The 13863-nt window shown below is 69.7% G+C and carries 15 protein-coding genes, 1 tRNA gene and 1 other RNA gene; 11 read left to right on the top strand and 6 right to left on the bottom strand.

Annotated elements, in window-relative coordinates; all coding sequences use genetic code 11:
- Nucleotides 1–43 precede the first annotated feature (43 nt).
- The 8 genes from ACZ7PG_RS46705 (at nucleotide 44) to ACZ7PG_RS46670 (ending at nucleotide 6062) form a co-directional block, all read left to right on the top strand.
- Nucleotides 44–628 carry a TetR/AcrR family transcriptional regulator C-terminal domain-containing protein gene (locus ACZ7PG_RS46705; protein ID WP_470245654.1) on the top strand — a complete coding sequence of 195 codons (585 nt, stop codon included), beginning with the start codon at nucleotides 44–46 and terminating at the stop codon, nucleotides 626–628.
- A 77-nt stretch (nucleotides 629–705) separates the two neighbouring features.
- Nucleotides 706–782, top strand: a tRNA-Met gene (locus ACZ7PG_RS46700).
- 379 nt (nucleotides 783–1161) lie between these two features.
- Nucleotides 1162–1662 (top strand): PadR family transcriptional regulator, encoded by a 501-nt coding sequence (locus ACZ7PG_RS46695; RefSeq protein ID WP_470245653.1) that lies wholly within the window; start codon nucleotides 1162–1164, stop codon nucleotides 1660–1662.
- 63 nt (nucleotides 1663–1725) lie between these two features.
- Nucleotides 1726–2829: a peptide chain release factor 2 gene (prfB, locus tag ACZ7PG_RS46690; protein ID WP_470245652.1), complete on the top strand. Its 1104-nt coding sequence runs from the start codon at nucleotides 1726–1728 to the stop codon at nucleotides 2827–2829.
- Between the two features lie 172 nt (nucleotides 2830–3001).
- Nucleotides 3002–3691, top strand: coding sequence for a cell division ATP-binding protein FtsE (ftsE, locus tag ACZ7PG_RS46685; protein ID WP_470245651.1), 690 nt, complete (start codon nucleotides 3002–3004; stop codon nucleotides 3689–3691).
- A gap of 54 nt (nucleotides 3692–3745) precedes the next feature.
- Entirely contained in the window at nucleotides 3746–4639 is an 894-nt protein-coding gene (gene ftsX / locus ACZ7PG_RS46680) for a permease-like cell division protein FtsX (RefSeq protein ID WP_470245650.1), read from the top strand.
- Nucleotides 4640–4686: 47 nt separating this feature from the next.
- Nucleotides 4687–5169: an SsrA-binding protein SmpB gene (gene smpB / locus ACZ7PG_RS46675; RefSeq protein WP_470245649.1), complete on the top strand. Its 483-nt coding sequence runs from the start codon at nucleotides 4687–4689 to the stop codon at nucleotides 5167–5169.
- Nucleotides 5166–6062 carry an amidohydrolase family protein gene (locus tag ACZ7PG_RS46670; protein WP_470245648.1) on the top strand — a complete coding sequence of 299 codons (897 nt, stop codon included), beginning with the start codon at nucleotides 5166–5168 and terminating at the stop codon, nucleotides 6060–6062. The genes smpB and ACZ7PG_RS46670 overlap by 4 nt, the downstream gene beginning before the upstream one ends.
- Here the strand turns inward: ACZ7PG_RS46670 and ACZ7PG_RS46665 are convergent.
- Entirely contained in the window at nucleotides 6052–7353 is a 1302-nt protein-coding gene (locus ACZ7PG_RS46665; protein WP_470245647.1) for an acyltransferase family protein, read from the bottom strand. The genes ACZ7PG_RS46670 and ACZ7PG_RS46665 overlap by 11 nt on opposite strands.
- 93 nt (nucleotides 7354–7446) lie before the next feature.
- The gene (locus ACZ7PG_RS46660) at nucleotides 7447–7671 is read right to left on the bottom strand and encodes a hypothetical protein (protein ID WP_470245646.1); all 225 of its coding nucleotides are present in this window, start codon (nucleotides 7669–7671) and stop codon (nucleotides 7447–7449) included.
- 141 nt (nucleotides 7672–7812) lie between these two features.
- Between ACZ7PG_RS46660 and ACZ7PG_RS46655 the strand changes: the two genes are divergently transcribed.
- Complete coding sequence (locus ACZ7PG_RS46655) at nucleotides 7813–8244, top strand: GlcG/HbpS family heme-binding protein (RefSeq protein WP_470245645.1); 432 nt, start codon at nucleotides 7813–7815, stop codon at nucleotides 8242–8244.
- Here the strand turns inward: ACZ7PG_RS46655 and ACZ7PG_RS46650 are convergent.
- From ACZ7PG_RS46650 to ACZ7PG_RS46640, 3 genes are read right to left on the bottom strand one after another with little or no spacing between them, the layout of a single operon-like run.
- Nucleotides 8229–8870, bottom strand: a complete 642-nt coding sequence (locus ACZ7PG_RS46650) for a response regulator transcription factor (protein WP_329051584.1) — start codon at nucleotides 8868–8870, stop codon at nucleotides 8229–8231. The two genes, ACZ7PG_RS46655 and ACZ7PG_RS46650, sit on opposite strands and share 16 nt — an antisense overlap.
- 39 nt (nucleotides 8871–8909) lie before the next feature.
- Nucleotides 8910–10040, bottom strand: coding sequence for a sensor histidine kinase (locus ACZ7PG_RS46645; protein ID WP_470245644.1), 1131 nt, complete (start codon nucleotides 10038–10040; stop codon nucleotides 8910–8912).
- Nucleotides 10037–10720 (bottom strand): sensor domain-containing protein, encoded by a 684-nt coding sequence (locus ACZ7PG_RS46640; RefSeq protein ID WP_470245643.1) that lies wholly within the window; start codon nucleotides 10718–10720, stop codon nucleotides 10037–10039. The genes ACZ7PG_RS46645 and ACZ7PG_RS46640 overlap by 4 nt, the downstream gene beginning before the upstream one ends.
- Before the next feature lie 159 nt (nucleotides 10721–10879).
- Here ACZ7PG_RS46640 and ssrA point away from each other — a divergent pair.
- Nucleotides 10880–11248, top strand: a transfer-messenger RNA (tmRNA) gene (ssrA, locus tag ACZ7PG_RS46635).
- Between the two features lie 1049 nt (nucleotides 11249–12297).
- Entirely contained in the window at nucleotides 12298–12507 is a 210-nt protein-coding gene (locus ACZ7PG_RS46630) for a hypothetical protein (protein ID WP_470245642.1), read from the top strand.
- 1 nt (nucleotide 12508) lies between these two features.
- On the opposite strand, the gene ACZ7PG_RS46625 is transcribed toward ACZ7PG_RS46630, so the two are convergent.
- Nucleotides 12509–13747 carry a GGDEF domain-containing protein gene (locus ACZ7PG_RS46625; protein WP_470245641.1) on the bottom strand — a complete coding sequence of 413 codons (1239 nt, stop codon included), beginning with the start codon at nucleotides 13745–13747 and terminating at the stop codon, nucleotides 12509–12511.
- Nucleotides 13748–13863 lie beyond the last annotated feature (116 nt).

Below are 13863 nucleotides of genomic sequence, written 5' to 3'. Positions count from 1 at the left end.
ATCGTTAAATTGTCAAGCGAGCACTGCGAGGAGAACCGGGAACATGGCCCTGACCAGGCAGGACATCGCGCGTTCGGGGCTGAAGCTGCTCAACGAGGCCGGCCTCAACGGGCTCACGCTGCGGCTGATCGCCGCCGATCTCGGGGTCAAGGCGCCGGCGCTCTACTGGCACATGAAGAACAAGCAGGAGCTCCTCGACGAGATGGCGACGCAGATGTACCGCGACTCGGCGGAGGACCGGCGGCCGCCCGACTCGCTGGGGGAGTGGGAGGCCGTCGCGCACGGCGCGCGGGCGCTGCGCCGGATGATGCTGTCCTACCGCGACGGCGGGAAGGTTTTCGCGGGCACCTACCTCGGCGACACCGGATCGGTCGGGCCGAGTCCGCTTCGGCGGAGCATCGAAGCCGGGCTGGACGAGCGCCGGGCGAGCCAGGCGCTGTTCACCGTCTACAGCTACGTCGTCGGCTTCACCATCGAAGAGCAGGCCGTCTACCCGGTACCGGGCCAGTTGGACGAGCGCTACCGCAGCGAGGCGGCCGGGGACCTGCTCGCCGACGTCGGCTCGCGGTTCGAGGACGGCCTGGAGATGGTCCTCAGTGGAGCACGCCTGTGGCTCGAAGCGAAGTAACGCCTGGTCAGCAGGTTTGGGGACCCCGGTGAAAACCAGGTGGCCACCCCGTGTAATCTATTCAAGTACCACAACGGCGCGGGGTGGAGCAGCTCGGTAGCTCGCTGGGCTCATAACCCAGAGGTCGCAGGTTCAAATCCTGTCCCCGCTACCACCAAGAGGCACGTTCTCGGAAATTCGGGAACGTGCCTCTTTTGTCATGTTCGCACGAGTTTCACTGCCGACTTTTCCGCGAAACTGTCGAATCACTGCGGATCCCACGATGTGAACGCCGTTTCCGTGCGGTTGCGGTGCGTGTCCGGAGTCGGCCAAGCCGGGGAGGGGCGCCCGGCGGACTCACCTGCCTGGCGGCGTCGGAGCGTCCCGCGTGCGGCTGGTTGGACCAAAGTGCCGCCCCGGTGGTTGCACAGCGTGTCCGGGGTCCACAGTGGACCTGGTCGCATTGGGCCGAACGAGGGGATCTCACTAGCCACAATGGACAGATCTGCTGACCACTGTGGACACAGCGGCCGATAAGTGGGAATCTAGGGGACGTGTCCGAATTGAATGCAACAGCCGCCGCCCTCCTCGGTCTGCTCCACGACGGTCCCGCCACCGGCGGGCAGCTCGTCGCGGGAGCGGGTGACCGATTCGGCGCCTTCTTCAGCGTCACCCGCAGCCAGGTGTACCGGGAGCTCCCGGCGCTGTCCAAAGAAGGTCTCGTCCGGCTCGGCAAGCAGGGCCCGCGGTCCAGCCAGCAGTACCTGATCACCGCCGCCGGCAAGAAGGCCTTCAAGGCCTGGCTGACGTCCGAGGCCGGTCCCGACCACTTGCGCAGTCCGCTCATCCTGCGGCTCGTGCACGCGGCGTCGCTGACCGCGAAGCAGCGCCAGGTGCTGCTCGACTCGGCCCGGACGAGCTACGGCCAGCAGCTCGACGACGCGAAGGCGGCCACCAAGGCCGCCGACGGGCCGTACGAGAAGGCCGTCGCCGAGTTCGCCCAGGCTCAGGCCAAGGCCGCGCTGAAGCTGCTCGACGCCATCCCCGCGGCCTGAAGTTCGCGCGCCCACGACCGGCCCTCGCGACCGGTCGTGGGTTTTGCCGTAACCTCGACAAACGTGAGTGATGAGTTCGACGCGGCACTGAGGGACCTGACCGGCAAGCTGACGCAGATCGAGTCGGTGATGGACCTGGACGCGCTGCGTGCCCAGGTGGCCGACCTCGAGCAGCAGGCTTCGAGCCCGACGCTCTGGGACGACCCGGAGGCGGCGCAGAAGGTCACCAGCCAGCTCTCGCACCGGCAGAGCGAGCTGCGGCGGGTCAGCGAGCTGCGCCAGCGGCTCGACGACCTCGGCGTGCTGTACGAGCTCGCCGCGGACGAGGGCGACTCCGGCAGCATGGGCGAGGCGGAGACCGAGCTGGCCGACCTGGGGAAGGCCATCGACGGCCTCGAGGTCCGCACCCTGCTCTCCGGTGAGTACGACGCCCGCAACGCCGTCGTCACGATCCGTTCCGAAGCGGGCGGCGTCGACGCCGCGGACTTCGCCGAGATGCTGCTCCGCATGTACCTGCGCTGGGCCGAGCGCCACGGCTACCCGACCGACGTCTACGACATCTCCTACGCCGAAGAAGCGGGCATCAAGTCGGCCACGTTCAACGTGACCGCCCCCTACGTCTACGGCACCCTCTCGGTCGAGCAGGGCACCCACCGGCTCGTCCGGATCTCGCCGTTCGACAACCAGGGCCGCCGCCAGACGTCGTTCGCGCACGTCGAGGTGCTGCCCGAGGTCGAAGAGGTCGACCACGTCGACATCGCGGAGAAGGACATCCGCGTCGACGTCTACCGCTCGTCGGGCCCCGGCGGCCAGAGCGTCAACACGACCGACTCCGCGGTGCGCATCACACACCTGCCGACCGGCATCGTCGTCTCCTGCCAGAACGAGAAGTCGCAGCTGCAGAACAAGGCGGCCGCGCTCAAGGTCCTCCAAGCCCGGCTGATGCTGCGGAAGAAGGAAGAGGAGCGCGCCGAGATGGACGCGCTCAAGGACGGCGGCTCCAGCTGGGGCAACCAGATGCGCTCCTACGTGCTGCACCCGTACCAGATGGTGAAGGACCTGCGGACCGAGTTCGAGGTCGGCAACCCGTCCGCGGTGCTCGACGGCGAGATCGACGGCTTCCTCGACGCCGGCATCCGCTGGCGGAAGCAGACGGCCACCGTCTGATCGACGCGTGGGCGGGTGGCCGGCGCACCGCGTCGGCCACCCGGCCCAGTCGTCCCCTGATCGGCGCAACGGGTGTCCGGACGACCGCTCACCGTGCGCAAACGCCCCTTGCTCCACCCGGGTGGACCGGGCAACCGGGGCTTCACGACACCGGTGGGTAGTATGCCGAATCGTGATCCGGCTCGAAGAGGTTTCCAAGGTCTACAAGACCTCGACGCGGCCCGCGCTCGAGCGGGTGTCCGTCAACATCGAAAAGGGTGAGTTCGTCTTCCTCATCGGTCCCTCGGGGTCGGGGAAGTCGACCTTCCTCCGGCTGCTGCTGCGCGAAGAGACGCCGAGCAAGGGCCGTGTGATGGTGTCGAACTTCGACGTCGTCAAGCTGGCCCGCCGCCGGGTCCCCCGCCTGCGGCAGACCATCGGCTGCGTGTTCCAGGACTTCCGCCTGCTGCCCAACAAGACCGTCGCGGAGAACGTCGCGTTCGCCCTCGAGGTCATCGGCAAGCCCGCCCCGACCATCAAGAAGGTCGTGCCCGAGGTGCTGGAGCTCGTCGGCCTCGACGGCAAGGCGGACCGCCTGCCCAACGAGCTCTCCGGTGGTGAGCAGCAGCGCGTCGCGATCGCGCGCGCGTTCGTCAACCGGCCGCTGGTGCTGCTCGCCGACGAACCGACCGGGAACCTGGACCCCGACACCAGCCAGGACATCATGCTGCTGCTGGAGCGGATCAACCGCACCGGCACGACCGTCCTGATGGCGACCCACGATCACGGCATTGTGGACTCGATGCGGCGCCGAGTGGTCGAGCTGCAGCTCGGCCGGGTGATCCGCGACGACGCCCGCGGCGTCTACGGCATCGGTCGCTGACTCCGGCCCTCCCCGCCCCGCCAACGCCCCCGACACCAAGGACCAGACCCCGACATGCGTGCCAGTTTCGTCTTCAGTGAGGTAATCACCGGCCTGCGCCGGAACATCACGATGACCATCGCGATGATGCTGACCACGGCCGTGTCGCTCGCCATGCTCGGCGGCGGCCTGCTGGCCGTGCGCACGATCGACAAGATGAAGGCCAACTTCCTCGCCGACGTCGAGGTTTCGGTCTACCTCACCGACGACATCAGCGCGAACGACAAGAACTGCACGCAGTCGCTGTGCCAGTCGCTGCGTTCGTCCTTGCAGAGCAACGACGGCGTCGAGTCGGTCGTGTTCGAAAACCGCGACCAGGCCTTCGACCGGTTCAAGAAGATCTTCGAGAGCCAGCCGGAGCTCATCCAGCTGACCGGGCCGGAGTCGCTGCCCGCTTCGCTGCACGTGAAGCTGAAGGACCCGGACCGCAGCGAGTCGATCGTGCAGGAGTACGGCACCAAGCCGGGCGTGCGGAAGGTCGACGACCAGAAGAAGTTCCTCGACCGCGTGTTCAACGCCTTCAACGGCGTCCGGAACATGGCGTTCGGGGCCGCGCTCATCATGGCCATCGCCGCGCTGCTGCTGATCGCCAACACGATCCAGGTGTCCGCGTTCACCCGGCGCACCGAGGTCGGCATCATGCGGCTCGTCGGCGCGACGCGGTGGTACACGCAGCTACCGTTCCTCCTGGAGGCGGTGGTCGCCGGCGCGGTCGGTGCGATCCTCGGGATCATCATGCTGGTCATCACCAAGGTCGGTTTCCTCGACGCGGTGTTCACCGGCGACGTCTTCCCGAAGATCACCACGCTGGAGCTGCTGTTCCCGGTCGCGCCGATCCTGCTGGGCGTCTCCATGGTGATCTCCGCCATCACCGGGTACGTCACGCTGCGGCTGTACGTCCGGCACTAGCTTTTAACCGGCTGCTTGCGGCCCCGGACATCACGTAGAGTGGTCGTATGCCCAAGGAACGTGGCCAGAAGGTGATCGTGTCGAACCGCAAGGCGCGGCACGATTACTCCATCATCGACACCTACGAATGCGGTCTCGTGCTCGTCGGTACCGAGGTGAAGAGCCTGCGCGAGGGCAAGGCGTCCCTGGCGGACGCGTTCGCGACGGTCGACGACGGCGAAGTGTGGCTGCGCAACGTGCACATCCCGGAGTACACGCAGGGCACGTGGACCAACCACATGCCGCGGCGCACCCGGAAGCTGCTGCTGCACCGGCGCGAGATCGAGAAGCTCATCGGCAAGACCAAGGAGAGCGGGCTCTCCCTGGTCCCGCTGTCGATGTACTTCAAGGACGGCAAGGTCAAGGTCGAGATCGCGCTGGCCCAAGGCAAGAAGGCCTACGACAAGCGGCAGACGCTCGCCAAGCGCGACGCGGACCGCGACATCAGGAAGGCCATGGGCCGCGCGCTGAAGGGCCGGTTCACGGAGTGACGGCGGGCCCGGCTTCCGACGCCGACGTCGCGCGCTGGACGGCGTCGCTGGGCCTGCCGGGCCTGGTCGACCTGCACGTCCACTTCCTGCCGAAACCGGTGATGGACAAGGTCTGGGCGTACTTCGACCGGGCCTCGACGCACTACGGCACCGAGTGGCCGGTGCACTACCGGACGTCGGAGCAGGAGCGGCTGGAAACCCTGCGCTCGCTGGGTGTCCTGCGCTTCGCGCCGCTCGTCTACCCGCACAAGGCGGGGATGGCGGAGTGGCTGACCGAGTGGGCGCTGGAGTTCGCCGCGAAGGTCCCGGACGCCGTGCCGACCGGAACGTTCTACCCCGAGCCCGGCGCCGGGTCCGCTGTGGACGGTGCGCTGCGCGCCGGCGCCCGGGTGTTCAAGGCGCACGTGCAGGTGGGCGCGTACGACCCGCGTGACTCGTACCTGACCCCGGTGTGGGGTTCGCTGGCCGACGCGGGTGTCCCGGTCGTCGTCCACTGTGGACACGGTCCGTTGCGGGGCGACTTCACCGGGTTGTCGGTCTTCGAAGAGGTCCTGAAGCGGCACCCGAAGCTGACGGCGGTGCTCGCGCACGCGGCGATGCCCGAGTTCGGCACGGCGTTCGAGCTGCTCGCGAAGTACCCGCGCGTGCACCTGGACACGACGATGGTCGGGGTCCCGTTCGCCGAGGCGATGTCGCCGCTGCCGCCGGACTGGACCGCGCGCCTGGCCGAGTTCGGCGACCGCGTCGTGCTCGGCACGGACTTCCCGAACATCCCGTACTCCTACGCGACCCAGCTGCAGGCGATCGCCGGCTGGGCGGCCGACGATCGCCTGGGGGAGCCGTTCCTGCGGGCCGTCCTGCACGACACCCCGCTGAAGCTGCTCAACGCCTGACGGCGGTCCGTTCCGTGACGTCCACCGCGCGGCCGAGCAGGTCGATCACCGGGATCTGCTTGCCGGCCAAGAGGAACCCGGCCGTCGCGAGAACCACCCACGGCACCGGGCCGTGCGCGATGCCGTCGGACAGCGGCGCGAACCCGTGCGCGGCGAGGCCGAGCAGGCCACCGGAGATCATCAGCCCGGCGACGACCAGCTGCGGCACCCGCGCGGTGATCTCGGCGGTGTCGCGCTGCAGCTCGAAGTGCGCGAACAGCCGCAGCAGGCCCAGCAGCACCAGCCCGCACACCGCGAACCACGCGGGCGCCATGACGAGCCAGAGCAGCGTGCCCGGCGCGGGCGTCTCGTAGCCGAGGCCGTAGACCGTCACGCCCGCCACCACGATCAGCGCCGGCATGTGCCACAGGTAGACGCTCATGAACCGCGCGCCGAGCCAGCTCAGGGCGTTGCCGATGCCGGGTCGGGCGGCGAGCGCGTTGAGCTGCGGGCGGAAGGCGAGCAGCAGGCCGATCTGGCCGACGGCGAGGAAGGCCAGCAGCACGGTCGGCGGGCTCATGTTCGACACCGGCGCGCCCGGCATGCCGATCATGCTGGCCGGGTACGGGCCGAACGCGACCATCATCGCCGTGACGCCGAAGCCGGCGGCCGAGAGCGTCAGCGCGGCCCGGCGGGTGAGGTCGCCGAGGCGGCCTTCGACGTAGTGGAAGCCGAGCTGGTGGACGGCGACCCAGACGAAGATCGCGTTGGCGTAACCGATGTAGCCGAGGTCGTTGAAGCGCGCGACGTCGACGAGGACGCCGGCGACCCCCATGACGAGCGGCACCTTCAGCCCCCAGCGCCGGTGCGCGGCGACCATCAGCGGCGTGAGGAGCACGACCAGGACGTAGACCGCGAGGAACCACAGCAGCTGCGCGGCGATCGCGCTGCCGACCTGCAGCGGTTGCGGCGGGACACCGAGGCCGCGGAGGAAGTCCGGGACGACGAGCCAGACGGCCATCAGCGGCAGCACCGGCACCATCAGCCGCTTCAGGCGGGCCGCGAGCCACCGGCGCGGCGATTCGGCGCGGCGGAACGAGATCAGGTTGGCCGCGCCGCCGGCGAAGAAGACGAGCGGCATGACTTGGCTGAGCCAGGTGACGACCCACCACCCCGGCGTCGCGAGCGCGTTGCCCGTGGCGAGGTGACCATCGGAGTAGGAAAGCACCGGCATGACCCAGTGCTGGGCGATGACGGCGAGGATGGCCCCCGCCCGGACGACGTCGAGGAAGCGGTCCCGGCTTGTCTGCATGCGCCAATCCTGGCCGCTTCGACCTGCGGGAACAGCGGTGCTGACCGGCGTCTTCGGGGTCCTGTTCACCCCCGCTCGATGCGGGGGTTCTCCCTACCGCCGGTTGTCCGGCTCGGGTTCGTGCCGCGTCGCGGAGACGCGGTACTCCCAGCCGCCTTCGGTGAGGCCGAGCTCGTAGCGGGTCTCGATCTTCGGGCCGCCGTGGAGGTGGATGTGCCGGATGACGGTGCCGGGAACGGGCTCGGCGTCCCCGAGCTCCTGGACGCGGCCGTCGAGCGGGCCTCCGAAGAAGCGGACGCAGCGGGACTCGTCGGACATCTGCGCGCTCCTCTCCGGCGGGTCCGCTCATGGTAGGTGAGGGGTGGGGAGGGTGCCGCCCGCGGAACGGGTGACCCTATGTCCACTTTACGGGACTTTTGGTCACCGAACGTCCGCTCAGCGGTCGGTAGGCTCGACTTCATGATCGAGTCTCCCCGCCTTCCCGGTCTGACCTTGGCCGATGCCGACGAACTGGTGGCGGCCGCGCTGGCGACCGGAGCCGAACGGGGGTTCCCGCCGCTGGCGGTCGCGGTGCTCGACGTCGCCGGCGAGGTGATCACCTTGCGCCGGGCCGATGGCGGGATGCCCATGACCAGCCGGATCGCCGTGGCCAAGGCTCGTACCGCGCTGCTCACCCTGCGGCCGTCGGGCGGGATCGAGCTGCCGGGACCGATCGTCGACGGCATCCAGCACCTCTTCCACGGGGACTACGTCCCGTACGCGGGCGGTGTCCTCGTCACGGACGGAGACGTCGTCCTCGGAGCTGCCGGGGCTTCCGGTGCGCACGCGCGGGAAGACGAGCAGGCGGTGCGGACAGCCGTGGAACGGTGGCGGGCTCAGCGGCCCAGGTAGGTCAGCACCGCGCGGACCCGGCGGTGTTCCTCCGCGCTCGCCTCGAGACCGAGCTTCGAGAAGATGTTGCCGATGTGCTTCTCCACCGCGCCGTGCGAAACCACGAGGGAGTTCGCGATCGCCGTGTTCGACAGGCCCTGGGCCATCAGGCCGAGCACCTCGGACTCGCGGGCCGTCAGCGCGTCCAGGGGGTTGCGGCGGCCGCGGGCCATCAGCTGGGCGATCACGTCGGGGTCGATCGCCGTGCCGCCGTTCGCCACCCGGCGGACCGCGTCCAGGAACTCCTCGACGTCCGCCACCCGCTCCTTCAGCAGGTAGCCGACTCCGCCGGCGCCGCCGGACAGCAGCTCCACCGCGTACGACTCCTCGACGTACTGCGAAAGCACCAGCACCGGGAGCCCCGGGATCTCCTTGCGCGCCGCGAGGGCCGCGCGCAGGCCCTCGTCGGTGAAGGTCGGGGGCATCCGGACGTCGACGATCGCCAGGTCAGGGCGGTGTTCCTTGATCGCGCCGAGCAGGTCGTCGCCGTTGTCGACGGCCGCGGCCGTCTCGATGCCTTCGTCGGCGAGCAGGCGGGTCACCCCGGCCCGCAACAGCACGGCGTCTTCGGCGATGACTACCCGCATCCGGCCCCCAAGCTCGTGGATGAACGGGAGCCAGCTTATTCACCATTGGCAGGGGAGGTCAGCCCGGATTACCGTCGGCCCGCCGACCGGGCTGACGACCGTGATCACGCCGTCGATCGTCGCGGCGCGGTCGGCCAGACCGGCCAGCCCGCCGCCCGGCCGCACCTCGGCGCCGCCGTGGCCGTTGTCGGTGATCTCGACGACCACGTGGTCGTCGGTCCGCCACACCTTCACTTCCGCTTCGGACGCTCCGGAGTGCTTCGCGATGTTCGTCAGCGTCTCGCCGACGATGAAGTAGGCCGTCGTCTCCACCGCGGCCGGCGGCCGCGGGTCCACGGTCACCGTCACGTCCACCGGGATCGGCGACTTCGCCGCCTGCGCCGACAACGCCGCGTCCAGCCCTCGGTCGCCCAGCACCGCCGGGTAGATACCGCGCGCCAGGTCGCGCAGCTCCGACACGGCGAGCTTCGCGTCCGAGTGCGCCTCGTCGATCAGCTCCCGCACCATGTCCGGGTCCTGGTCGAACTTCGACTTCGCCCGCCCGAGGCTCATCGCGACCGCGACCAGCCGCTGCTGCGCGCCGTCGTGGAGGTCACGCTCGATGCGGCGCCGCTCCGCCTCGGCCGCGTCGACACCCCGGGCGCGTGACGCCTGCAGGCGCTCGGCCTTCTGCTCCAGCCGCTCCGTCCGGTTCGGCCCCAGCAACGCGATGCCCAGCTCGCCGTGCAGCCAGCCCAGCCACGGCGTCACCCAGATCGCCATCGGCAGCAGCACGATCGACACGATCGCGATCCCGAGCTCCGCGCACGCCAGCGGGAACGCCACCATCAGGTACGCCAGGTCACGCCACGTCGTCTGGTCGCTCAGCCGCACCATCCAGCGCCGCAGCAGGGGCAGGCCCTCCTGCGAGCGCCGGTCCACCGGCGGCAGCGGCACCCGCAGCATCGACCCCAGCCACGCCCGCTCCCGGTCCGCCGACCAGCGGATGAAGCTCGTCGTCGCCAGCAGGATCGGGAACCCGACCCACACCACCGCCGTGCCGACCCCCACCGCGATCCCCGTCACGATCAGCACGAACTGCAGGATCCGGAAGATGAAGCTGACGATCATGTACACGATCGTGCGAGCCGGGTTCGGCCGCGGGTGCTCCAGCCGCTGCGCCTCGGTCATCCCGCCACCAGGTTCTTCTGTTCCGCGTCTTCCCGGTCTTCCCACCAGCGCTCCATCCGACGGCGCTGGGCCACGGTCGTCCCCAGCAGCGCGTTCGCCAGCCGGGCGTGCACCCCCGCCAGCGCCTTGGTCAGCGCCACCGACAACGCGATGAACAACACCCCCAGCGCTGCCCACGGTAGCGCTTCCACCGTCGAATCCACGGTCAGCCACCGCAGGTCGTCGGACGGGAAGTAGTACGCGCCGCCCGGCAGCCACCGGAAGTAGACCGGCAGCCCCGCCAGCGCCAGGCCCGTCGACCAGAACGTCGTCACCAGCACGAACTCGACGATGCCGAGCGGGAAGAGCACGAAGAAGTAAGCCAGGTCCCGCCACGTCGACGGGTCCTTCAGCCGGCCCTTCCACCGGTTCTTCTGCCCCTCCGCGGGCAGCGGCAGGTAAGGCAGGTCGATGTACCGGTCGAGCAGGGCGTAGACCCGCGCCCGCTCCATCCGGGCGGCCCCCCGCACACCCAGCACGAGCAGCGCGAGCAGGCCCACGCCCACCCACACGACCGCGGTCCCCAGCCCGGCCGCGAGGAACGTCGTCAGCACCGCGAACGCCACCACCCCCAGCGGCAGGTTCATCAGCAGGAACACCACCGAACCGCCGAACGGCGGATCCCGCCTCTCGCTACCCATGACCAGGCTCCCTTCATCCCACGATGGACTCCAGGGTCGTCTCCGCCGCCCGTTCCGGACATGGTGCGCGCGGGCATCCTCGCGGTAGGGCTGGCCCTACCCACCTGGAGTAAAGGGATGGCGGGACGCGTTATGATGTACAGGTTGTGTTCCCACCAAGGGGGTGAACGGTTTCGACTTTGGACGTTGATTCAGGAGAAGCGTGCCGGTGCAGGCGAGAGACCACCGTTAAGCGTCATCGCAACCAAATAAGCGCCGACTCCAGTCAGCGCGAGTACGCCCTCGCCGCCTGAGCGAGTGCGTCTCTGTCGGCCCGGGTTCGCCTCCGGCCCGGGTACCGGCATCAGCTAGGAGGCTCAGCGACTGTCCCGGCCACGGGGAACAGTCGTGAAGCAAACAGTGGCTGGGCTCGTCACCTCGGCTTGTTCGCGTGACCGAGGGGGCCAAGTAGAGACGTAGCGGACTGCGCACGGAGAAGTCCTGTTGATACGCCAGAGGACCCGGGTTCAATTCCCGGCACCTCCACCTTCGAGAAGGCCGTCGCCCCTTCGGGGCTTCGGCCTTCTCTTCGGTTTCGTCCATGTTTTCTGGGGGTCGAACCCCCAGACCCCCGCCAGGCGGGCTTCGCCCCCTGGACCCCCTCCCCGGGGGCTTCGCCCCTGGACCCTGCTTCTCGGGGCTTCGCCCCTCTCTCCGGGGCTTCGCCCCTGGACCCCTCCTTTGGGGCTCTGCCCCTTGCCCCCGCTTCGCGGCTGCGGCTCGCGCCTCGCCGTGGCTGCGCTGCGGCTGGCCACAGCCTGCGCCGCTGCGCTTGCGCGCCGCTCACGAGCGAGCTGACGCGCGAACACGCACCGACGAGGACCCAGACCCCCCCGGCACCCCGATCCGAAGCCAGAACACGGCCGGCAGTGCCGGGTCAAGGCACGCTTTCCCGCCTTGACGCGGTGCTGACGGCCGTAGTCACAATCAGGGCTTCGGGGTGCCGGAAGGGCTACGGACCTGGCCCGCCCCGCCCCGCCCCGCCTGGCCCGGCTCGCCCCGCCTGGCCTGGCGCGGCCCGCTCCGCCTTGCCTGCCCTGCCTGCCCTGCCCGGCTCGGCGCTGCCCTGCCCTGCCCCGGCCCTGCCCCTGCTCTGCCCGGCTCCGCCCGCCCGGCTCCGCCCGCCCTGCCCGCCCCGCTCAGTTCACCGCCAGCCGGCCCATCCCGCCCGCAACCCGGTCGGCGCATTCTCAGCCGAGCCGTTCCTTGCCGCTCATCCCCAGCCGGCCGCACCTCGCCCACCGCACCCATCCCCAGCCGACTCACCCCAGCCGTCACCCAGTTGGCCCACCCCGGCCAGCCCCTCCCTCGCCGCGCGCCCCGGTCACCGCTCCTCAACCGGGCTTTTCAGTCGCCAACCACGCGTCTACCTGCGGTTTCGGGTCTACCGCCCGCTTGGCCGTTGCCCCTTCCCTTGGGGTCTACTCGCTGTGTTTGGGGCTTGTGATGGGGCCCACTTGTGGGTGAAATTTTTGTGAGTGTCATGCTGGAGGCCCGACCATGGCTCTGCACCCGCGGGGCCGGAAGTAGGTGGCCAGATGACCTGGGCCCGTTCCAACGGCAGCTCGACCGCCAACGATGAAGACAGTCGGATGGGGGTTATCCGGGCCGAGGAGGCCGTTCGGCTTGCCGAACAGAATGATCGGGCCGTTATCACTGTGGCCGGGCACTCTTCGAACGTCCTGGAATGTGCCGAGTTGCTTGCCATGCTCGGGCTCGATGCCGGGCGGCGGCAGAAGGCCGTCTGATCTACACCAGGTCCGCTACGTGGACCACCTTGTTCCGGCCGGTTGCTTTTGCGTGGTAGAGGGCCGTGTCCGCCGCGTCCAGCAGGCGTTGTAGTGAGGTTCCTGCCTTCGGGTAGACCGCCATGCCTATCGAGGTCGACAAGCCCGTGATCGACAGCTGGCCGACCGGGACCTTCAGGGCGGTGACGGCTCGGCGGATGCGCTCCGCCACCGCTCCGATGTCGGGGTGGGCGATGCCCGGCAACAGCACCACGAACTCTTCGCCGCCGAAGCGGCCTACCGCGTCGCCTCGGCCTCGGACCGCTGCGATGATCGCCTCGGCCACCGCTTTGAGCACCGCGTCGCCCGCCAGGTGGCCGTACGTGTCGTTCACCTGCTTGAAGTGGTCGAGGTCCAGCATCAGCAGGCCGAACGTCGTTTGCTGACGGGCGGCGCCCGAGAGGGTTCGCTCGGCCAGGGAGTGCCAGCCGCTCGTGTTGTACAGGCCCGTCTTCTCGTCGCGGTGGGCCGCCACCTCCAGCTGCTTCACCAGCACCGTCCGGTGCAACAGCAGCAACGGCGGGAGCACCAGCACCACCAGGCCCGGCAGCATGGCCAGCGCCACGGCGTTCAACGCGCCCAGGCAGAGCGTCGCCACCTCCAGGCCGTTGTCCGACCACGTGCCGAACAGCGCCTCCGGGGTGCGGCCGATCTCGCGGCGGGCCGGGAGCACCAGCAGCGCGTTCACCAGGAAGAACGTCGTTCCGGCCGCCGCGATCGCGAACGTTCCGGCCCAGCCGTGCGTGAAAGCCGAGCGCACGTCCGGTGCACCGGAGACCCGCATGACCGCCTGGGCCGCGTAGCACGAGAGCAGGATGATGGCCGCGTTGCTGACCGTCCTCGACACCGGCACCCGCTGCAGGCGGTACCAGCTGCGGACCGCCAGGTGCGCGTACAGCCCGCAGACCAGCACCGCCAGCAGCGACGGGGGCAGGAGCAGGACGCCGGCGAACGTCCACACCGACGTCATGTTGATGTGCGGGGTCCCCGACACCCGGCGGCGGATGCGCTCGACCCGGCGGCCCGTCTCCGACTGCACCACGCCCAGGACCAGCAGCACCGCGAGGATCAGCAGCGTCCGGCGGTCCACCGCGACCGGGAACGGGCGCAGCGTCAGCACCACCGCCGCCGCTTCGCTCAGCAGGCAGTAGACGATCACCCGCGGACTTTGGCTCCACAGCGCCCAGTGCCGTGGAGCCACGAGGACGTCACGAAAGCGTGGTCCGCCGCGCGGGGTCCCGGCGCCGGTCCGCATACTCATGGTGTCCGGCCGGTGACGGAGCCGGGCCGGCCCGGAGTGCCGGAGGGAGGCGCGCC

The sequence above is a fragment of the Amycolatopsis sp. NPDC114504 genome (genome assembly GCF_055633595.1).
Note: the sequence above shows the minus strand (reverse complement) of the source record. Positions and strands in the feature narration are given on the sequence as shown.